At 44.9% G+C, this 19,034-nt stretch carries 23 protein-coding genes and 1 riboswitch; of the genes, 8 read left to right on the top strand and 15 right to left on the bottom strand.

Going from position 1 to position 19,034, the window contains the following annotated elements; translation table 11 throughout:
* Nucleotides 1–44 precede the first annotated feature (44 nt).
* The 5 genes from thrB to yutH form a co-directional block, all read right to left on the bottom strand.
* Nucleotides 45–968 (bottom strand): homoserine kinase, encoded by a 924-nt coding sequence (gene thrB, locus DMO16_RS22560; RefSeq protein ID WP_129480120.1) that lies wholly within the window; start codon nt 966–968, stop codon nt 45–47.
* A complete protein-coding gene (gene thrC / locus DMO16_RS22555) occupies nt 953–2,014 on the bottom strand; it encodes a threonine synthase (RefSeq protein ID WP_061972238.1) in 1,062 nt (353 codons plus the stop codon). Before thrC ends, thrB begins: the two co-directional genes overlap by 16 nt.
* Complete coding sequence (locus DMO16_RS22550) at nt 2,011–3,309, bottom strand: homoserine dehydrogenase (protein ID WP_061972237.1); 1,299 nt, start codon at nt 3,307–3,309, stop codon at nt 2,011–2,013. Before DMO16_RS22550 ends, thrC begins: the two co-directional genes overlap by 4 nt.
* A 210-nt stretch (nt 3,310–3,519) precedes the next feature.
* The gene (locus DMO16_RS22545; protein WP_061972236.1) at nt 3,520–4,494 is read right to left on the bottom strand and encodes a 2-hydroxyacid dehydrogenase; all 975 of its coding nucleotides are present in this window, start codon (nt 4,492–4,494) and stop codon (nt 3,520–3,522) included.
* An 88-nt stretch (nt 4,495–4,582) separates the two neighbouring features.
* Complete coding sequence (yutH, locus tag DMO16_RS22540; RefSeq protein ID WP_164988999.1) at nt 4,583–5,608, bottom strand: spore coat putative kinase YutH; 1,026 nt, start codon at nt 5,606–5,608, stop codon at nt 4,583–4,585.
* 142 nt (nt 5,609–5,750) lie between these two features.
* On the opposite strand from yutH, the gene DMO16_RS22535 reads away from it, so the two are divergent.
* Entirely contained in the window at nt 5,751–6,248 is a 498-nt protein-coding gene (locus tag DMO16_RS22535; protein ID WP_061972234.1) for a phosphatidylglycerophosphatase A family protein, read from the top strand.
* Nucleotides 6,249–6,322: 74 nt separating this feature from the next.
* On the opposite strand, the gene DMO16_RS22530 is transcribed toward DMO16_RS22535, so the two are convergent.
* Nucleotides 6,323–7,093: a TIGR01457 family HAD-type hydrolase gene (locus DMO16_RS22530; RefSeq protein ID WP_129480474.1), complete on the bottom strand. Its 771-nt coding sequence runs from the start codon at nt 7,091–7,093 to the stop codon at nt 6,323–6,325.
* A 146-nt stretch (nt 7,094–7,239) separates the two neighbouring features.
* On the opposite strand from DMO16_RS22530, the gene DMO16_RS22525 reads away from it, so the two are divergent.
* Nucleotides 7,240–7,425 (top strand): alpha/beta-type small acid-soluble spore protein, encoded by a 186-nt coding sequence (locus tag DMO16_RS22525; protein WP_061972232.1) that lies wholly within the window; start codon nt 7,240–7,242, stop codon nt 7,423–7,425.
* 63 nt (nt 7,426–7,488) lie between these two features.
* Here DMO16_RS22525 and DMO16_RS22520 read toward each other — a convergent pair whose 3' ends face one another.
* A complete protein-coding gene (locus tag DMO16_RS22520; RefSeq protein ID WP_061972231.1) occupies nt 7,489–8,793 on the bottom strand; it encodes a homocysteine synthase in 1,305 nt (434 codons plus the stop codon).
* 92 nt (nt 8,794–8,885) lie between these two features.
* Nucleotides 8,886–8,988, bottom strand: a riboswitch (SAM riboswitch).
* 318 nt (nt 8,989–9,306) lie between these two features.
* Here DMO16_RS22520 and DMO16_RS22515 point away from each other — a divergent pair.
* A complete protein-coding gene (locus DMO16_RS22515) occupies nt 9,307–10,296 on the top strand; it encodes an acryloyl-CoA reductase (RefSeq protein ID WP_129480118.1) in 990 nt (329 codons plus the stop codon).
* Between the two features lie 104 nt (nt 10,297–10,400).
* On the opposite strand, the gene DMO16_RS22510 is transcribed toward DMO16_RS22515, so the two are convergent.
* Entirely contained in the window at nt 10,401–11,033 is a 633-nt protein-coding gene (locus DMO16_RS22510) for a helix-turn-helix transcriptional regulator (protein ID WP_129480117.1), read from the bottom strand.
* An 81-nt stretch (nt 11,034–11,114) separates the two neighbouring features.
* Nucleotides 11,115–11,564: a DUF86 domain-containing protein gene (locus DMO16_RS22505; RefSeq protein WP_061972229.1), complete on the bottom strand. Its 450-nt coding sequence runs from the start codon at nt 11,562–11,564 to the stop codon at nt 11,115–11,117.
* 153 nt (nt 11,565–11,717) lie between these two features.
* On the opposite strand from DMO16_RS22505, the gene DMO16_RS22500 reads away from it, so the two are divergent.
* Together DMO16_RS22500 and DMO16_RS22495 are read left to right on the top strand one after the other, a co-directional pair.
* Nucleotides 11,718–11,987 (top strand): DUF3055 domain-containing protein, encoded by a 270-nt coding sequence (locus tag DMO16_RS22500; RefSeq protein ID WP_129480116.1) that lies wholly within the window; start codon nt 11,718–11,720, stop codon nt 11,985–11,987.
* Between the two features lie 90 nt (nt 11,988–12,077).
* The gene (locus DMO16_RS22495; RefSeq protein WP_206738160.1) at nt 12,078–12,371 is read left to right on the top strand and encodes a hypothetical protein; all 294 of its coding nucleotides are present in this window, start codon (nt 12,078–12,080) and stop codon (nt 12,369–12,371) included.
* A gap of 18 nt (nt 12,372–12,389) precedes the next feature.
* On the opposite strand, the gene DMO16_RS22490 is transcribed toward DMO16_RS22495, so the two are convergent.
* Nucleotides 12,390–12,671 (bottom strand): YutD family protein, encoded by a 282-nt coding sequence (locus DMO16_RS22490; protein WP_090235343.1) that lies wholly within the window; start codon nt 12,669–12,671, stop codon nt 12,390–12,392.
* Between the two features lie 111 nt (nt 12,672–12,782).
* Here DMO16_RS22490 and DMO16_RS22485 point away from each other — a divergent pair, with 111 nt between their 5' ends.
* The gene (locus tag DMO16_RS22485) at nt 12,783–13,430 is read left to right on the top strand and encodes a YhcN/YlaJ family sporulation lipoprotein (RefSeq protein WP_129480114.1); all 648 of its coding nucleotides are present in this window, start codon (nt 12,783–12,785) and stop codon (nt 13,428–13,430) included.
* 31 nt (nt 13,431–13,461) lie between these two features.
* Here the strand turns inward: DMO16_RS22485 and lipA are convergent, their stop codons facing one another.
* Nucleotides 13,462–14,355, bottom strand: coding sequence for a lipoyl synthase (gene lipA / locus DMO16_RS22480; protein WP_129480113.1), 894 nt, complete (start codon nt 14,353–14,355; stop codon nt 13,462–13,464).
* Nucleotides 14,356–14,549: 194 nt separating this feature from the next.
* Here lipA and DMO16_RS22475 point away from each other — a divergent pair, with 194 nt between their 5' ends.
* On the top strand, nt 14,550–15,551 hold the full coding sequence (locus DMO16_RS22475; protein ID WP_061972224.1) for a M23 family metallopeptidase: 1,002 nt from the start codon (nt 14,550–14,552) through the stop codon (nt 15,549–15,551).
* A gap of 36 nt (nt 15,552–15,587) precedes the next feature.
* Here DMO16_RS22475 and DMO16_RS22470 read toward each other — a convergent pair whose 3' ends face one another.
* Nucleotides 15,588–16,082, bottom strand: a complete 495-nt coding sequence (locus DMO16_RS22470; RefSeq protein WP_129480112.1) for a dihydrofolate reductase — start codon at nt 16,080–16,082, stop codon at nt 15,588–15,590.
* Complete coding sequence (locus tag DMO16_RS22465; protein ID WP_061972222.1) at nt 16,079–16,873, bottom strand: thymidylate synthase; 795 nt, start codon at nt 16,871–16,873, stop codon at nt 16,079–16,081. Before DMO16_RS22465 ends, DMO16_RS22470 begins: the two co-directional genes overlap by 4 nt.
* 185 nt (nt 16,874–17,058) lie before the next feature.
* On the opposite strand from DMO16_RS22465, the gene DMO16_RS22460 reads away from it, so the two are divergent.
* Nucleotides 17,059–17,241, top strand: a complete 183-nt coding sequence (locus DMO16_RS22460) for a hypothetical protein (RefSeq protein WP_061972221.1) — start codon at nt 17,059–17,061, stop codon at nt 17,239–17,241.
* 35 nt (nt 17,242–17,276) lie between these two features.
* Here the strand turns inward: DMO16_RS22460 and DMO16_RS22455 are convergent, their stop codons facing one another.
* A complete protein-coding gene (locus DMO16_RS22455; protein WP_061972220.1) occupies nt 17,277–17,579 on the bottom strand; it encodes a YunC family protein in 303 nt (100 codons plus the stop codon).
* A 59-nt stretch (nt 17,580–17,638) separates the two neighbouring features.
* Nucleotides 17,639–19,033, bottom strand: coding sequence for a bifunctional metallophosphatase/5'-nucleotidase (locus tag DMO16_RS22450; protein WP_129480111.1), 1,395 nt, complete (start codon nt 19,031–19,033; stop codon nt 17,639–17,641).
* Nucleotide 19,034 lies beyond the last annotated feature (1 nt).

The following is a 19,034-nucleotide window of genomic DNA, read 5'->3' as shown; positions in this document are numbered from 1 at the left end:
CGTGCCCAGTGAACTGTGACAGTTCATAGGCACGGGGGTTTTATTTATGCCGGAAGACTAAGCTGCTGGACAAGAACGCCTTTCACATCAGGAGAAACCGCCTTGCATTCATAGCCTTCAAATGCGTTGGCGATCTGTTCGCATACCCTTTCCCCTGAACCAGCAGGTACAAAAGAAACCATGGCAGGTCCCGCACCGCTGATGGCGGACCCGTATGCGCCGGCTTCAGCGGCTTTTTCTTTGATCTCTGTAAAATCGGGAAACCACTGCTGCCGGTATGGCTCGTGAAACCGATCCTTGTTCATCATCTTCCCTGCCCTTTTCCAATCGTCCCTGAGCAGTGAAGCTACCAATACATTGCTGACCGCACTGGCCTGAACAGCCTCCGAGTGCGCCAAACTTGAAGGCAATGCTTCTCTCGCCATGCTCGTAGCAAGCTCAAATGAGGGAATGGTGAGAACCAATTCAACCGATAAATCCGTAACATGAACTGTCTCCACCTGGTTTTCATCATACCAGCTGATCGCCAGTCCACCAATTAATGAAGGCACTACATTATCAGGATGCCCCTCCATCTTGCATGCAAAGAGCGTTTTCTCCTCCTTAGAGAGTGACAGAGAAAGCACACGGTTTGCCCACTCAATCCCTGCCACTATCGCTGCTGCACTGCTTCCCAACCCCCTGGATAAAGGGAGCTCGCTTTCCACCTCAAGTGAACAGCAAGGCATCTCTTTATCATAGGCATCGGCTACCATGGATGCAGCTTGGAGTATCAAATTATCCTTTTCACCATTCAGGCTCTGAAGCTCTTTGCCAAAGTATGTGATCTTCTGCTCGCGCGATGGAAAGACATTGACGGTTAAATACATCGAAAGCGCCATACCCACAGAGTCAAATCCTGGCCCTAAATTAGCCGTACTTCCTGGCACTTGGATGGAAAAAGGAGCAAAGGTCATTGTAATACACAACCCTTCATGGCCTCCCTCAAATCCTCCAGTTGATTAGATACTTTCACAGGATTGACCGTAACTGTGTCCATCGCTGTTTCAGGGTCTTTCAAGCCGTTTCCAGTCAATACCGCCACAACTTTTGTTCCCGGAGCAAGCTGGCCGCTTTTAACAAGTTTCCATACGCCTGCGATGGAAGAACAGGAAGCCGGCTCTGCAAAGACGCCTTCCTTTCTGGCCAACAGATGATAAGCTTCCACAATTTCCTCATCGGAAACGCTATTAACGCCGCCGCTTGACTGCTCTACGGCTTCCAGCGCGAAATTCCAGCTGGCAGGGTTTCCAATACGGATGGCAGTCGCAATGGTTTCAGGGTTCTTCACAACGGCCTTGTTTACAATCGGTGCTGCTCCCTCCGCTTGAAATCCTTGCATTTGAGGAAGCCCGCTTCCTAATTTTTCGTGATATTCCTTGAACCCTTTCCAATACGCTGAAATGTTTCCGGCATTTCCCACAGGAATAGCAAGAACATCCGGAGCAGAGCCAAGCGCATCCACAATTTCAAAGGCTGCAGTCTTCTGGCCCTCCAGACGGAATGGGTTTACTGAATTGACTAGCGTTAATGGTTCTTCTTCACTCAATTTGCGCACCATTTGGAGCGCTTCATCAAAATTCCCTTCGATCTCGAATACTTCAGCACCGTACATTTTTGCCTGCGCCAGCTTGCCAAGGGCAACTTTTCCTGACGGGATAACCACAAGACAGCGAAGTCCCGCTCTCGCCCCATACGCAGCTGCTGCTGCACTTGTATTCCCTGTTGAAGCGCAAATGATCGCTTTGCTGCCTTCTTCTTTGGCTTTGGCCACGGCCATTACCATACCACGGTCTTTAAAGGATCCTGTGGGATTAGCTCCTTCATATTTTACAAAGAGCTCGATTCCCCACTCTTTGGAAAGATGTTCAAGTGGAATAAGCGGTGTATTTCCTTCCTGTAACGAAAGTTCAGGTGTTTTATCTGTAACTGGTAAAAAGTCCTTATATTTATGAATTAATCCTTTGTAGCTCATTGTGCTCCTCCTTCTACGCGATAGTGGCTTTTGATTTGATTGACAACTCCGGAATCCCTGAGCTGCTGATAGATGTTGTCGTTTTGCTGCTTGCTGGTCGTATGGGTCACTAGGACAACCTCAGCCACACCGTTATCTCCAACCGGCTTCTGAAGCAGCTTTTCCAAGCTTACTTCATTATTGGCGAAGATTGATGTCAACGCAGAGAACGTGCCTGCTTCATCCTTCACATGAAGACGGTAAAAATACTTGCCTGTAATTTCATCGTCCTTCTTAAGCTGTTTATCAAATTGGGGAGCTACAACGCTTTTGCCATTGACGCCCAAGCGCATATTCCTTACGACAGCTACTAAGTCTGAGACAATGGAGGTTGCGGTCGGAAGCTGGCCGGCACCCGGGCCGAACAGCATGGTTTCTCCGACGGCCTCGCCATAAATATAAACGGCATTGTATTCATTTTGCACGGATGCAAGGGGGTGTGTATCCGGCAGCAACGTCGGTTCTACACTCACTTCCACCTTGCCATTGTCTTTTTTTGCATTTCCGATGAGCTTCATGGAATAACCGAACTGCCGGGCATATTCCAGGTCTTCGCTTGTGATGCTTGAAATGCCTTTAACCTCTACATCGTCCAGATGAATGTTCATGGAGAAACCGAGAGAAGCCAGGATGGCCATTTTGCGTGCCGCATCAATTCCTTCCACATCAGAAGTGGGATCTGCCTCCGCATAACCAAGTTCCTGTGCTTCTTTTAATACTTCTTTAAAGGTTAAATTTTCCTTGTCCATTTTCGTTAATATATAATTGGTGGTTCCGTTAACGATCCCCATCATTTTTGTTATCCGGTCGGATGCCAGTCCATCCACCAGCGTACGAATAATCGGAATTCCACCGGCCACACTCGCTTCATAAAATAAGTCGCATCCATTTTCTTCAGCTGCTGATAAAAGTTCAGCGCCGTGGAGAGCCATCAGGTCCTTGTTGGCCGTGATTACATGCTTCTTATTGCTAAGTGCCTGCAGAATATATTCTCTGGCCCGCTCAATTCCGCCGATTACTTCGATCACTACATCAATTTCGGGATCACTAACGACCTCATCCGCCGTACTCGTCAACAGCTCGGGGTTGATTTGGCATGACCGCTCCTTGTCGAGATTTTGAACAAGCACTCTTTTTATGTAGACAGGACAGCCTACACGATGGAGCAATTCTTCCTGATGCCCTTCCACCATTCTAACGACACCGCTCCCTACTGTCCCAAGTCCCAATAATCCTACAGATACGTTCTGAACCATTGCCAACACTCCTGTCCTTACTAGAAATACATTTGTTTTTATATTAAGGACAATTGTAGACGTAATTTAAGCTAGGCACAACCAGAATTTTTGTAAAGATTTTGGAAGCGTTTCCAAACACAGAGGAGATAAGGGCAGCTTGAAGTTGAAAGCCACCATTTTACTGCTCCTTACCGGATGAAGCCACCTTCGAAGTGAAGGACTTGCCCATTATGCATCCTGGACGTTTACTGGGGCAGGAGGTGTAAGTCCCTGCAGAACGTTCTCAATATTTTTGCACGCTAACCGGGCCATTTGCATCCGCGTCTCCAGGCTTGCGCTCCCAATATGGGGAAGGGCAACCAGATTGTCATGTTTTAATAGGAAATGTTCCGGATGAATCGGTTCTTCACGAAATACATCGAGCCCTGCCCCTTTGATCCACCCTTTAGTCAAAGCTTTGTCCAACGCATTTTCAACCACAACTCCCCCACGGGACGCGTTGATAAACAAAGCGGATGACTTCATCATTTGAAATGCCTTTTCATCAAACAAATCTTTTGTTTCTTCGGTTAGGGGGGCAAGACAAACCACATAATCCGACGCTTTTAGCAAGTCTTCAAACGAGCGGTAGGACAATCCGAGCTTTCGTTCCGCTTCTTCTTTCCGGCTGCGATTGTGGTACAGGATGTTCATATCAAAACCGGCCGCTCTTTTGGCAACAGCTTCCCCAATGCGACCCATTCCCACAATACCCAATGTTTTGTGATGAATATCTGTCCCTGCAAGCAGCAAAGGACTCCAGCCCGTCCATTTTCCTTCTTTTAAATACTGTGCAGCCTCCGTAATCCTTCTCGCTGTGGCCATCAATAGAGCAAACGTCAAATCCGCGGTTGTATCTGTAAGAACGTCTGGTGTGTTGCAGATGATCATCCCTTTTTTATCAGCATAAGGAATATCGATATTATCATAGCCAACCGCGAGATTGGCAACCACTTTAAGATTTGGCGACTGATCCATCAGCTCTGCATCAATTTTGTCTGAAAGCATGGTAAGCAGGCCGGTTGCTTTTGCTGCTTCTTTAAGCAAACGGTCACGGGGCACTGGCTTCAATTCCTCCTCCCACATGGTCACATCAGCCATCCTCTGTAATTCGTTCAACGATGCTTCAGGAATTTTTCTTGTAATAAATATATACGGTTTCATGCTAGCACTCCAAGCGTTTTTCCTTATTTTCTCATGTTTCTGCTTTCATTTCAAAAGAAAAAAGCGCTCTTTAAATAGAGCACTTACGTCAGTTGGGGATCAGCCAATCCACTACGGGAATCTGCAGACGGTCTGCAGGAAGACCGATCATCGGGAAAAAGGAGCGTAAAAACGCTTCATTCTGTTCTTCCATCAGCAAATACTCCGTAAATTTATGCTGAGACAGTTCTTTGCCAATCTCCCGTTCATTTTTGTAATGGTTTTCGATCATATCAAAATACCAGACAGGAAAAAGAAGCCTTCCATACAGCAATCTCCATCCTTCTCTTTTTAACGGAGTCACCTTTTCATACTCATCCAGGAAGGTTGTGACAATGTCCGGGCTGAAGTTTCTTTGATACACGCATGAGCGAATCCATTCTGCCATATCACGGACAGGGTGATCAAGCACCCAACCAGTAGGAAGTTTTACATAATCGTTGTCAAACTGCAGCCAGGAGTTCTCTTGAAAACGTTCGTGCACTATGGAGGGCCCTTCTTCCTCCCTCATGGAATCCTCCAGGTTGTAATCAATAATGTACTGAATGGCATTCTCGGATAATCCTTCAAAATACGGAAACGTGGTTAAAAACAAGGTATCAAACTCGTTTTTCACCGGCTTGGAAAAAACCTCCTGGTACCATTCCTTTGCCTGATCGACCCGGTTCATCCAAAGCACCGCCCAGCTTCCAAACAAATAACTTTCAGTCGGAACAGGCGGCGGAGGCAGATCCTTACCGTTTCTGTGAAAGAGGGCCAGTTCCTCACCCATTGGCTTTTTTTCAGAAGCATCCCGCTCGGATTGTTCAATCTTAAACAACAGGATGGATTCACCTTCAATATTCGCATTGGGCATGTTGGTCATCGTTGGAAAAAGCCCCGCAATTCCGGTTTCTCCCTTATATCTTAAATAATCGCTGAAGTACACGATCTCTTCGATCCGGTCGATCGTGATCTTTTTTTGCGGAACAACAAGGTACGGTTCCCCGCCAGAAACAAAATACCGGTATCCGCTGATGTTTCGCTTGCCTTCGCAATATAATTGATAATGATGATAAACGTCTCTTTCGAACACAGCCCTCACCCCAAGTTCATCAATAATTATAGTCTATGACCCAACTGCACGGTTGGTTATTAATTTTTGGCTGGACTCATAAGTTAGGTATGGACACATATACTATAAAAACCCAAACGTCGCGGAAGATAAGGAGATTTTTATGAGAGAGAAAAAGGTAGAGAATGTTGAGGAAACGGCCATGCGCCTGCTTACTGAGCGTGGCGTAACATTAAAAGATATCGCAGAGCTTGTTTATTTTCTTCAGGTACCTTACCATCCGGACCTGGAATTGTCCGTCTGTCTGCATAACGTGGAACGGGTAGTTGCCAAGCGGGAGGTACAAAACGCCATACTGACTGGAATACAGCTTGACATGCTCGCCGAAAAAAAGATGCTTGAGGGACCGCTTCAAGAAATTCTGGAACGGGATGAGAGCCTGTACGGTATCGATGAAGTGATTGCATTATCCATTGTTAACATATACGGATCGATCGGTTTTACCAATTACGGATTTATTGATAAACAAAAACCCGGTATACTGGAAAAACTGAATGACAAATCCAGTGGAAAAGTTCACACCTTTCTGGATGATATTGTGGGAGCGATTGCCGCCGCAGCATCGAGCCGTCTTGCCCACCGTGCAGCAAATACAGAATAAAAAACAGCACCTTTTAGGAAAATGCCTCCCATTGTTGAAAAACAACAGGAGTATCCTTCAGGGTGCTGTTTCTTTTATTCAAATGCTTTCCATTCATCCAGGCCATTGACGGTATAGGTCGGCTGAACCTCTACATCTGTGAGATGTTCTTTAAGAGTGACCCCTGTATGGACAAGAAGAGTATCAAGACCGGAACGGACTCCGGCAAGAATATCGGTATCGTAATTGTCACCGATCATTAAGGTTTCCTCTTTGGATGTGCCAAGCTGTTCAAGTGCCATTTCCATAATGACTGCTTCAGGCTTGCCGATAAACACAGGCTCGGTTCGTGTGGAAACAGCAACTACGGAGGTTAGTGAACCGTTGCCAGGCAAAAGACCTCTTTCCGTCGGCAATGCAATGTCTCCATTGGTCGAAATAAAATGGGCGCCGCCTCTTACAGCCAGACAGGCCAGTGCTAATTTTTCGTAATTAATGGAGCGGTCGATTCCCATCACGACAAAGTCAGGCTGTTCAGAGGTCAGAGTGAAGCCTTTCTCTTCAAGAGCCTGGCGAATTCCTTCTTCCCCAATACAATATACGCTTGCATTTGGTTTCAGCTTTTCAATGTAATTGGCCGTTGCCATGCTGGTCGTATATACATGGTCAGATGTTGCGGGAATTTCAAAATTTTGAAGCACTCTTGCCACTTCTTCTTTGGTTTTGGAAGAATTGTTGGTTACAAACAGATATGGCAGCTCTCTGCGGTTTAATTCTTTTACAAATTCCACCGCTTCATCAATTCGTTCTTTTCCTCTGTACATGGTTCCATCCAGATCAATTAAATATCCTTTATAACTTTTCATCATCTTGACTCCTTTTTTATTAACGGCTTTAGTGTACCAAATATAAACGGTTTCTAACAAAGATTGAGATTGGCAAACCAATCATTTTCCTCATCATGTATATTTTTCCATATACTACACATTCTATAAAAAAAGGAGGGCATCATATGGCTGAAAATACAAACCAAACAGTTGTTCAAGGCGTACAAAATGCACTGGATCAAATGAAAATGGAGATTGCAAGAGAATTTGGCGTTAACCTTGGGCCGGATACGGCTGCAAGACAAAATGGATCAGTAGGTGGAGAAATCACAAAACGCCTCATTCAAATGGCAGAACAACAGCTTTCATAGAAAAACAGGAGGGTAACTGGCTTGCCCCTCCTGTTTTTTTCTTTCTTTGTTGGGTATGACGTCTTATTGACCGCTTGGAACAGGGCTGATGACAGCAAGCGCCTGTTCGAGATCATAAATAATATCATCAATCGTTTCAATACCAACCGAAAGCCTTACCATCTCAGGAGCAACTCCTGCTTTGCGTTGCTCTTCCTCAGTCAACTGCTGATGCGTTGTACTCGCCGGGTGGATGATGAGGGATTTTGAATCTCCTACATTGGCAAGGTGGGAGAAAAGTTTCACATTTTCGATGAGTTTGCTTCCTTCTTTGACTCCGCCTTTTACACCAAACGTAAGAATGGCTCCCGCACCTTTTGGCAAATATTTGTTTGCCAGCTCATGGTATTGATTGTCTTCGAGGCCAGGATAGTTGACCCAATCAACTGCAGGATGCTGCTGCAGGAACTTCGCCACTTTCAATGCATTTTCGCAATGGCGTTCTACCCGCAGAGACAGTGTCTCCAGCCCCTGAATGAACAAGAAGGAGTTGAATGGCGATACGCAAGATCCAAGGTCTCTTAAAAGCTGAACACGTGCTTTAATGATATACGCCAATGGTCCGACCGCTTCTGTATAAACTACGCCTCCATAGCTGTTATCCGGTTCTGTCAATCCTGGAAACTTGCCGTTGGTCCAGTCAAATTTTCCGGAATCAATAATCAAGCCACCAATGGACGTACCATGCCCGCCGATAAATTTGGTTGCTGAATGGACCACAATATCGGCTCCATGTTCAATCGGACGGCAAAGATAAGGTGTGGCAAATGTGTTGTCCACAATCAGCGGCACACCCGCTTCGTGTGCAATATCCGCAATCGCTGAAATATCCGCCACATCAATCTTTGGATTTCCGATCGTTTCTATATAAAGGGCTTTTGTTTTTTCTGTGATGGCATCCTTAAAGGATTGCAGGTTATCGAGCTCGGCAAAGTTCACTTTTATCCCAAGCTTTGGCAGCGTATTGGCAAACAGGTTATACGTTCCCCCGTACAAGGAACCTGAGGCAACAACCTCATCTCCGGCACCTGCAATATTTACGATGGAATAGGTAATGGCTGCCTGACCGGACGCAACCGCAAGCGCCCCAACTCCTCCTTCTAGCTTGGCGATGGTCTGCTCAAACGCGTCCTGCGTCGGGTTCATGATCCGGCTGTAGATGTTTCCAAATTCTTTAAGTCCAAACAAATTCGCAGCATGCTCTGTACTGTCAAACTGATAGGATGTTGTCTGGTAGATCGGAACTGCTCTTGCCCCTGTTGTTGGATCCACTTTTTGCCCCTCGTGCAATGAAATCGTTTCAAACCCGTATTCTCTTTCTTCACTCATGTTCCATCTCTCCTTCTTAATATGTATTTGTTCTTTAAGAGCCTAAAAAAAAGACCCCTTCCAAAAGAAGAGGTCGCAGTTTACACCGTCGGCTCTCATCTTTCAGAACATACTGTTCTGCTGAAATTAGCACCATGCATTCCTGCTGGTTGCCGGGTATCATCGGGTCAGTCCCTCCACCTCTCTGGATAAGATACATCTGAATATTAAGTTAGTTTGAATAATACTGAACTTTATCCTTCGTGTCAATTGTTTTTTATTTTTACAGAGTTTTGCCGTGGCGAAAGTTTTTTGTAGCCATCATGTAACCAGCGATTGAATAAAGATAATTTCTGTTTCCTAAACCACCAGGTTAAAAGTATAACTAAAATTCCCGGGAGAGCAGCGATTAATAAAGGTATTCCAACAAACATGAATATGTAAAATAGTAAAAATAAATATTTCTGCCGTTTAACCCGATCTGATGAAAGGGTATTACTTATTAGATGATAGTCATATAAAGGGAGGAATTTCATGTCATTTCAAGCCATCGTTCTCGAGAAAAACAATGATCAGGTCGATATTACAAAAAAGGAGTTATCTCTCGACGATCTTCTAGAAGGCGAAGTCACCATAAGGGTGGCTTATTCAAGCGTCAATTATAAAGATGGACTGGCAGCACAAAATAAAAGTTCCATCGTAACCAACTACCCCATGATTCCCGGAATTGATTTGTCAGGAACCGTTTCCCATTCTTCTTCACCTGACTTTCAGGAAGGGGACGAGGTTCTTGTAACGGGCTATAAGCTCGGTGTTTCCCATTTTGGCGGGTACAGTGAATACGCAAGAGTTCCCGCGGAATGGGTGGTTCCCCTTCCCGAGGGACTCACGTTAAAAGATGCAATGCTTTATGGAACTGCTGGCTTCACTGCTGCACTGTCGGTCCATCGCCTTCAGGAGCACGGAATAACTCCAGAAAGCGGCTCTGTTATAGTGACGGGAGCAACCGGAGGCGTGGGCAGCCAAGCGGTAGCCATGCTTTCCAATCTTGGCTACCGTGTCACAGCAAGTACCGGCAAGGAATCAGAGCACAGGTATTTAAAAGAACTTGGAGCGATTGACATCATTGACCGTGATGAAGTGGTGAAAAAAGATAACAGACCCCTTTATTCCCAGCGCTGGGCAGCAGCTGTTGATCCAGTAGGAGGAAAAACACTTGAATTCCTTCTGAGCTCGATTCAATACGGCGGTTCTGTTGCGGTTTCCGGACTGACAGGGGGAACCGATGTTCATACCACAGTACATCCCTTTATTTTACGAGGGATTAACCTTCTCGGAATCGATTCGGTTTTTTGTCCGGCACCGGTCAGGAATACCATTTGGGAGCGAATTGCCACAGATTTAAAAACTGAGCATGCAGCGGATAAAATGGGACAAGAAGTCACCCTTGATGAGCTTCCGGATATTTTACGCGCTACGGTAGAAGGCAACAACAAAGGACGCGTGATTGTAAAGGTTCAATAATGAATAAAGAAAGGAGCCTGCAGCAAAAAAACAGGCTCCTTTCTTTATTTACTACTAAAAAAGAAACCCTATCGACTGCTCTGCCGATAGGGTATTTAAGCGTTTTACTCTTCAGATATCAAGTATTTGCAATAGGAGCCGCCTTTTGCCAAGCACTGTGTCCGTTCGATCTTCTCTGTGCCAAGCATTTTTTGGAACAGAGACAGTTCACAGGAACAGGCCTGTTGGTATTCATTTGCCACTTTGGCAATAGGACAGTTAAACTCCTTTAATTCAAATTGTCCGTCTTCGGTCTTTTCCCATTCCACCATATAGCCGGCTTCATTTTGGATCGTGGCGAGTTCGGCAACTTTTTCTTCGAAGCTTTTATTCTCCATCCGTTTTTTATACTTTTCATTCAAGCGGTTTTCCCGGCGTACAAACAGTTCTTGGACCGCTTTATCGCCTGCAATTTCCTGAATGTCCTTCATAAACTCCACAGTCAGACCTGAGTAATTGCGGGGAAACTGTTCATCAGCTGCTTCGGATAACTGATACACACTCAGCGGACGGCCCATCGCCTGCCGGACAAGAGTGGATTCAATCAGTCGGTCTCTCTCTAATGTATTTAAATGGCGGCGTACAGCCATTTCGGTAATCCCGAGCTGGCCCGCCATTTCCGTAACGGTTAATTTTCGATAGCGCTTTAATAAATGAATGAGTTCTGAACGGGTAGAGGTGTTATTAGCCATAGCCATAAACCATCACCTTCCTTCCCCCTATCTTACAACATCAATCATCAAAAGTACATTTTAAACAAAAATGTTTAAAAACGCTGCTTATTGTTGATCCTCCGGTAAAAACGCTGAAACAGGACCCAGTTCTTTTTCAATGTAGCTTCGTACTCTGAAAGGGAAGTTGTTCAGTGGGTCTTTGTTGTCTGCCAGTATGGAATGGATGGCATCATGATCCACATTTGAGAACTCCTGCACAAGCATTTTCCTTAGTGATATGACCTGTTTCAACCCTTTTGCGTCTGGCGCGGTGATGACTTTCTCATCTTCCAAAATATCAAGGATGTCATCATAGCTGCCTGGGTCTCTCATAATAAATCCATCAATCATTGCATTCCCCACATCCATCATGCCTTCAATAATGACATGTGCCGAACGCTCCAATGCCAATTTCTCAATGGAAGATCCGCCGCCTGAAAGTTCATCCAGATGCTTCAGCAAAAATTCAAGATATACCAGGTTTTGTTCAATTTTCTTTCTGTCTACAAAATACATAGCATCCACCCTGCCTTGTTAATGTCCTTCCTTTTTAGTTTATCACAAATCGGAATACAAATTGGGTGAGCAGGATGCTATTTGCAACTTTTCAGTTGTCTGCTATGATGAAATGGAAAAGAAGCAACTGGCCGATGGCAAGGAGGTCTGAACATGGCAGAAGAACGTTTTTTTCTATATGACGATACAGAAAAATCAGAAACGCGGTTTGTCAGCTTCATGGGTACAAATACGCGATTTGATCTCGCCATTGTCAAAACAGGAAGACACTATGGCAAGAGCTTAATCCTCGATATGCAAGGCAGCCGTTTCGCTATTATTGGAGAAGATGATTTGGATCAAGAAGGCTATCTGGAGCATGCCTACAATCTGACGGAAGAAGAAGCTCAGGAACTCCGGGAATTTTTATACGAAACCCTATAATGGGAATTTTTTAAAACCTGCACAAAAAAGCCATTCCATGGGCAATGTAAGAAGGATGGAAATTTTCCATCCTGATCCTGCCTGAAGGGAATGGTTGTTTTGTATAACAAGGATGAAGAGACCTATACGGACTTTTCCAATGTTGAAACGGGAAGACGCTATGTTCTTCCAGAAGACCTTCCGGAAGGGCCTTATGGCTCACCTATCAATGCAAAACTCGGAAAGTCGACACCATGGAAGGAAAACCAGCGGTCTTATAGTGCATTTAACTATGAGTACAAAAATCTCCACGAAGGGCTGGAACGTCAATTTCCGGGTGCTCATCCGACGCATGATGATCCGGATGAAAATGCAGAAGAACCATACCAAAACTTTAAGGCGTAAGGCAATGCAAATAACCCCCTATTTACCGGGGGTTATTTTTTTCAGGACAAAATAAGGACAGCCAAAATTGCAGTACTCATAAATGTATTCCGGCAGAGTACTGATCTTTGTGTCATATGTCGCTTTATCATGGCCATCGTCAAAAAAGCCGCGCAGCCGGAGCTGTTCATAGCCAATATCGCCAACCAGATAATCGTATTTATGTAAAATTTCACTATACCTTGACTTCAACTGCTCCTCGTCAAAGGCCTCTTTGTTATTTTCTACCAGTTCGTAGCAATGCTCACCGATACAAATCATGAACTCACCTCACCCTTATAGTTTACCACGTCCGTTAAAAATACAGCCAACAATTTCTTTGTAAAAAGTTCATTATTGTGGTCACCCTAAGGGGAAGGAGGTGAAATCCACATGAAAAAGAAACTTGCTGCTCCTCTGATTTTTTGTATTGCTTTGTTAGCGGCCTGCTCAGATGATGATACAAGAAAAGAAACAACAAGCGGATATAAATTTTCCAATACCAATTATAAAAAGTACAAAAACGATAATGATACGATGGGAACCGACAGAAGATACGGGGACTTTGGCTATGTGCGCCATGAATACAAAGGCGAAAACACCAAACCCCTTTCCGCTAACAAAATACCGAAAATGGACCGCCAAAAATTGGCGGATATGATTACCGACATGGCCGTCCGCCTGCCAAACATCAAGGACATGGCTGTCCTGGTGACCGATGAAGAGGTCCTTATGGCCTATGAAACGACAAGCAAGAACAGAATGGCGATCGCCGACAACGTAAAAAGAACAGCTTTCTCAGTTGTCCCCCGCTATTACCATGTCTATGTGTCCGATAAAAAAGGGATGATCGGGAAGCTTGAACAGTACCGCTCCGTGAACTACGACACAGACAATGCGGAAGGTATTATTGACCGGCTGATCAAAGAGATGAAGCAGTCACCGCAAGGCTACAAAGTGAGTGATGGCGAGAACCCGAATGGTGAAATGAAGGGTGAAAATGAAAATATGTCCAATACGGATATGAACAGAGACAAATAAAAAAAGCCGGATGCAAATCCCGGCTTTTTCTTTAGTTGCTTTGTACTGCTTTATTGGCTGCATTAACCTGCTCATCTGCATGATAGGAAGAGCGCACAAGCGGCCCTGCCTCACAGTGTTTAAACCCTTTGCTAAGCGCAATTTTGCGAAGTTCAGCAAACTCATCAGGGTGATAGTACTTTTGAACTTTCAAATGTTTTTTGGTTGGCTGCAAATACTGCCCTACCGTTACGATATCTACATTGTTGGCACGGAGATCATCAAAGGTTTCAATAATTTCCTCCCACGTTTCTCCAAGTCCAATCATGATGCTCGATTTTGTAGGAATGTTCGCGTTCATTTCTTTTGCACGACGCAAAAATTCGAGTGTTCGGTCATATGTCGCACGTGCACGGACTCTTGGTGTCAAGCGTTTAACGGTTTCAATGTTGTGGTTCATGATATCGGGTTTGGCATCCATCAATGTTTCAAGATTCTCATAAACCCCCATCATGTCAGAAGGCAATACTTCAATAGAGCAAAACGGATTGCGTTTGCGGATGGCCCGTACAGTTTCGGCAAAAACTGTTGCTCCGCCATCTTTCAAATCATCTCGTGCAACCGCTGTAATTACCACGTGTTTTAATCCCATTTGTTCCACGGATTCGGCCACGCGTTCCGGTTCCTGCAAGTCAAGCTCTGTCGGCAGTCCTGTTTTCACCGCACAAAAACGGCATGCACGCGTGCACACATCACCCAGTATCATAAAGGTTGCTGTTTTTCTTACTGCCCAGCATTCATGAATATTGGGACATCGTGCTTCTTCACAAACGGTATGTAACTTCTTCTCGCGCATCATTTTTTTGAGGCCCTTATAGTTATCGTTTGTGTTCAGCTTTATTTTTAGCCATTCCGGTTTCCGGATGTGCTCTTCCTTCTTAGCCAAGATCCTCACTCCAATTCTTCATCATCCAGCACAACAGAATTCAGTTATGCTGTAAAAGTAGAGATACATTAGAACTTTAACATACATGCCAAAAAAACTCCAATCACTGATATTTCCATCATTTATATAAAATGAAATTTCTTATAGCAACCAAACTAAAGATATGATGCAGGAAAGGAGTTGATATACTCACCATGAAAAAATGGCTAAGACTTTTCTTAGTTGCTTCATGCATCGGGTTCATTCTGCCCGTCAAACAAGCACAGGCTGCGGCCCCTTCATACAGTAAAGAAGACGTCCAGCGGCTCGCTCTTTATAAGAAAATGGAAACCATCACAAACATCCCCTGGTACTACTTTGCAGGTGTTGACCAGTACGAACGAAGCGTCCGGCGTGCAAGAACCGACCTGCCCAAAGTTTCAGGGCTAGTGGGCATCTATTTCTCCCCGATTCAGTGGTCCGGGCCTCTTAATCCCAATATGGATGATAAGAACCCTGGTTCCATCCGGATTTTTGGCGGAGCCGGCATGGACGGAAACAACGATGGGATCGCCGATCGTAATAACGATGAAGATTTGCTTTATACCTTTTCAGATTTCATTGGTAAATACGGCTTTGATGAAGAAAATTTTAAAATCGGCTTATGGGACTTTTACCGAAGGGATAAAGCCGTCAGTATCGTTATGGAAAACGCCAAAATCTACAAATCGTATGGAACAGTCGCACTCACCCGCCATTCGTTTGTTGTTCCCCTGCGCTCCAACTACAGCTTCAAAAATACCTGGGGAGACCGAAGGGGATATGGCGGTCTGCGCATTCATGAAGGCACCGACATCTTTGCGGATTACGGGGTTCCTGTGAAAGCGACCTCCTATGGGTTTGTGGAAATGAAAGGATGGAACAGGTTTGGCGGCTGGCGGATCGGAATTCGCGATATCAACAATGTTTATCACTATTTCGCCCACCTTTCCAGCTTTAATAAAGGAATAAAAAAAGGAAGCATTGTTGAACCTGGCATGGTCGTCGGATATGTGGGGAGCTCCGGATACGGACCACCCGGCACCTCCGGTAAGTTTCCACCCCATTTGCATTACGGCATGTACCGCGATAACGGCTATACAGAATGGGCATTTGATCCCTATCCTTACCTGCGTGCCTGGGAAAGGCAGGATCGCATAGCAAGCAGAAAACATTAAAAAATCCACCCGGCATCAGATACCGGGTGGATTTATTTATTCTTTATCGGGATCATTGTTTTTTTTAAACGTAAGAAATTCATGCGGATATTTATTTTTTTCATCAAGAATCCCCGTTGTTCGGTCAATAATGTTCCATTCCGATTCATCATATGCCGGGAAGTAGGTATCGCCGTCAAAAGACTCATCAATACGAGTAACGTACATACGCTCCACATAAGGCATAAACAGACGGAAGACCTCTGATCCTCCAATTACGCAAAGCTCCGTGTCCTGCCTGTCCAGTGCATCCTGGACCGTGTGCAAAACGGTGCACCCCTCCGACTGAAAGGATTCATCTCTTGTTAAGATAATGTTCTCACGGCCGGGCAGAGGTTTTCCAATGGATTCATAAGTCTTTCGGCCCATAAGAATTGGCTTGCCCATGGTTACTTTTTTAAAATGTTTCAAATCTGCGGGCAGATGCCATGGCAAATTATTCTGCTTTCCAATCAAACGGTTCCTGTCCATCGCGAACACGTAGGAAATCATACAGAAACCTCGCCTTTGATTTTAGGATGGTGTTCATAATTCACAAGCTCAAAATCTTCGATCGTGAAATCAAAAATGGACTTCACTTCCGGGTTGAGCTTCATAACCGGCAGCGGTTTTGGATCTCTTGTCAACTGCAGCTTCACCTGATCCAGATGATTTGAGTAAATGTGAGCATCACCAACCGTATGAATAAATTCTCCCGGCTCCAGATCGCAAACCTGCGCAATCATCATGGTTAACAAGGCGTATGACGCAATGTTAAACGGCACCCCAAGAAAAAGATCCGCCGACCGTTGATAAAGCTGGCAGGATAATTTTCCATCTGCAACATAAAATTGAAAAAGGGTATGGCATGGCGGAAGTGCCATATTTGGAACATCAGCCGGGTTCCATGCAGAAACAAGCAGCCTTCTGGAGTCCGGGTTATGTTTGATGTCATGTATCAGATTGGAGATTTGGTCGATCGTTTCCCCGTTTGGTGCCTGCCATGAACGCCATTGATGGCCGTACACCGGCCCTAGATCGCCATTTTCATCTGCCCATTCATCCCATATGGTTACGTTATGTTCACGCAAATAGGCAATGTTAGTATCTCCTTTTAAAAACCAGAGCAGTTCATGTATGATGGAACGCAACGCCAACTTTTTGGTGGTTACTACCGGAAATCCATCCTGAAGGTTGTACCTCATCTGCCGTCCAAAAACCGAGATGGTTCCTGTACCTGTTCGATCTTCTTTTTTTGTTCCATTTTCCAGTGTATCCTGCAGCAAATCCAGATATTGTCTCATTCCAGCCGTGCACCTCTCTTAATCATTCCTATTTCCTCTATCCTACCTTAAATAATACGAGGATTAAAGTCGAAAAAAGTTTGTCTCATTTTAATTACATTTTTGAAATTTTCTCACATTTTGTCTCTATCATTGGTATACTGATAGTGGAGTTAACTAGGTATTGAAATACAGGGGGGATGACCTTGGATTTCAAAAGGCTGTTACAATGGATGTATTACTTGCAGATTGCCTTTTTTGTCAGCGGCATTTATCTTTTGTTTGTGTATATCCTTACCAGCAATACGAAACGGATTCAGGTCATGATAGGCGTCCTGTGCTTTAACCTCATAGCGATAAAATTAATGAAAGACCGCTATAAAATTTAAAAAAACTGTACTCGAAAATGGAGTACAGTTTTTCTTTATACCATTTTTAAAAGTGCGTCCCTGCCGGACATGCCCACTTCTATGCCTATGGCATAAGCTTCGGTTGTAATGGATTCCAACGGTGCGTTTATGAGCTGTTCTATCGTTCGCACACCAACAGCTCTGCCTGCAATAATTTTGCGGTCAGAGAGCTTTTCATTTAGGAGGCCAACATCCAAAGCCCCGCACATGATATAGCCTTTGTCATTGTAGACCGCTAGCAGATTTGTTTTGGGCAGTTGGACGGTTACCGCAGTGAATGGGTTTCCGTCAATGATAACCGGGTTCAATTCAATCACGCTTCCACCCCTTTCCTCCTATACTTTATGTACAAGATGAGAAAGAGTGCGTCCACGTTTTACCCAATCATGGATGCAAGCTTCCATTCCAGCAAATCACGGAGCGTTTCTGGAAGCATAAAGGTTTTATTCTCGTTGCGAGCAATCGCAGGATACAGCTTTCCAAACGTAAACATGTCAATCACGGCAACCCTGTAAACCTCTTCATCTACGATCGGTTCACCGTTCATTTCAATCCGTCTTACATGGAGCTGCCGGTCTTCAAGCAGCTCTTCCTCTGCTGTAATTCCAGAAAAGGCCATGCGCCCCATCACTTTGCCTCGAAAGCCAAATCCCTTCACTTCCCTGTGAATCATTTCCTGGCTCAGACTGGCATTCACAATCTCCTTTATTTCATCACCCGTCAGATCCACCAGACAAGGATTGATCGGATGCGGACAGATCCGGTGCAGGTCTCCTTTTGTTACCGGCCCTGCAGGAAGGCTTTCCAGGATGACGCCGGAATTAATCATGGAATAAGAGGTCTTGCACCATTCTTTCAACGCATCTGCCATCAGCTGGGCAAATGGTGAAGGCTCATACCATGAGATATGGAGAGGGTTCTTTAACGTGCCAACTTCCTGCTTCAGCTCCATCTCACCTTTAATCATCAGTTCGTTTAAAAGCTGCAGCCCTTCCCGATCTTCCTCTTCATCAAAGGGATCGATCAGCACGGCAGATTTAGATGTGATTTTCTTGGTAGACGTATCATATTGAACGTTAACTTCACCCAGATACATGCCGAACTTCCCGGTCTGGGCGATCAGTGTTCCATTGATCTCCTTGCCCTGGGGAAGCACGTGATGCGTATGGGCACCCAGGATAACATCGATCCCTTCGATTTCCTCCGCCATTCTTTCATCAAAATTCAATCCTAGATGTGAAAGCACAATGACAATATCACTGGTCTTTTTCAACTCAGCGACAATCTCCGGCAACAGAAGAAAAGGATCTTTCACCTGCCATCCGAGAGATTCATAGAACGCCTGAAAAGCGATGGTTACGCCAGTGACACCAACCTTCAGGCCATCTTTTGTCGTAAAAACCTCAGACCTTTTCGCCCACGGTGGACGCACCCCTTGTTCGTTGAAAATATTGGCAGCAAGAACCGTGAAGTCCGCTTTGGTATAGAGAGCATCCAGTTCATCTTTAGTCAGTGTAATCCCTTCATTGTTGCCAATGGTCGCTGCAAAGGTTCCTGCCTGGTTTAATAAAAGCGTGTTTCCCTGACCCAGCGTCCCCTCGGTAAGCGGATTCGCCCGGTCCATAAAATCACCGCAGTCAAAATAAAATACGGACTCTTCTTTATCCTGCATTCTTTTTTGTGCCGTTTTTATATGGTGAACGATACGTGTCCAGCTTTCAAAATGGCTGTGAATATCATTTGTATGATAGATGGTTAATGTATTTTGCATA

Source organism: Fictibacillus sp. S7, assembly GCF_004127935.1.
GTDB classification, from domain to species: domain Bacteria; phylum Bacillota; class Bacilli; order Bacillales; family Fictibacillaceae; genus Fictibacillus_C; species Fictibacillus_C enclensis.
This window is presented reverse-complemented; position numbering and strand designations above follow the sequence as displayed.

Bases quoted from the DNA above. Each gene is read 5' to 3' on its own strand.
- DMO16_RS22510 (WP_129480117.1), bottom strand. From the start codon at position 11,033: ATGGCTATGGCTAATAACACCTCTACCCGTTCAGAACTCATTCATTTA.
- DMO16_RS22465 (WP_061972222.1), bottom strand. From the start codon at position 16,873: ATGAGACAATATCTGGATTTGCTGCAGGATACACTGGAAAATGGAACA.
- DMO16_RS22525 (WP_061972232.1), top strand. From the start codon at position 7,240: ATGGCTGAAAATACAAACCAAACAGTTGTTCAAGGCGTACAAAATGCA.
- DMO16_RS22485 (WP_129480114.1), top strand. From the start codon at position 12,783: ATGAAAAAGAAACTTGCTGCTCCTCTGATTTTTTGTATTGCTTTGTTA.
- DMO16_RS22450 (WP_129480111.1), bottom strand. From the start codon at position 19,033: ATGCAAAATACATTAACCATCTATCATACAAATGATATTCACAGCCAT.
- DMO16_RS22490 (WP_090235343.1), bottom strand. From the start codon at position 12,671: ATGATTTGTATCGGTGAGCATTGCTACGAACTGGTAGAAAATAACAAA.
- DMO16_RS22535 (WP_061972234.1), top strand. From the start codon at position 5,751: ATGAGAGAGAAAAAGGTAGAGAATGTTGAGGAAACGGCCATGCGCCTG.
- thrC (WP_061972238.1), bottom strand. From the start codon at position 2,014: ATGAGCTACAAAGGATTAATTCATAAATATAAGGACTTTTTACCAGTT.
- DMO16_RS22475 (WP_061972224.1), top strand. From the start codon at position 14,550: ATGAAAAAATGGCTAAGACTTTTCTTAGTTGCTTCATGCATCGGGTTC.
- DMO16_RS22530 (WP_129480474.1), bottom strand. From the start codon at position 7,093: ATGAAAAGTTATAAAGGATATTTAATTGATCTGGATGGAACCATGTAC.
- DMO16_RS22505 (WP_061972229.1), bottom strand. From the start codon at position 11,564: ATGTATTTTGTAGACAGAAAGAAAATTGAACAAAACCTGGTATATCTT.
- DMO16_RS22515 (WP_129480118.1), top strand. From the start codon at position 9,307: ATGTCATTTCAAGCCATCGTTCTCGAGAAAAACAATGATCAGGTCGAT.
- DMO16_RS22500 (WP_129480116.1), top strand. From the start codon at position 11,718: ATGGCAGAAGAACGTTTTTTTCTATATGACGATACAGAAAAATCAGAA.
- DMO16_RS22545 (WP_061972236.1), bottom strand. From the start codon at position 4,494: ATGAAACCGTATATATTTATTACAAGAAAAATTCCTGAAGCATCGTTG.
- DMO16_RS22495 (WP_206738160.1), top strand. From the start codon at position 12,078: ATGGTTGTTTTGTATAACAAGGATGAAGAGACCTATACGGACTTTTCC.
- DMO16_RS22550 (WP_061972237.1), bottom strand. From the start codon at position 3,309: ATGGTTCAGAACGTATCTGTAGGATTATTGGGACTTGGGACAGTAGGG.
- DMO16_RS22520 (WP_061972231.1), bottom strand. From the start codon at position 8,793: ATGAGTGAAGAAAGAGAATACGGGTTTGAAACGATTTCATTGCACGAG.
- DMO16_RS22470 (WP_129480112.1), bottom strand. From the start codon at position 16,082: ATGATTTCCTACGTGTTCGCGATGGACAGGAACCGTTTGATTGGAAAG.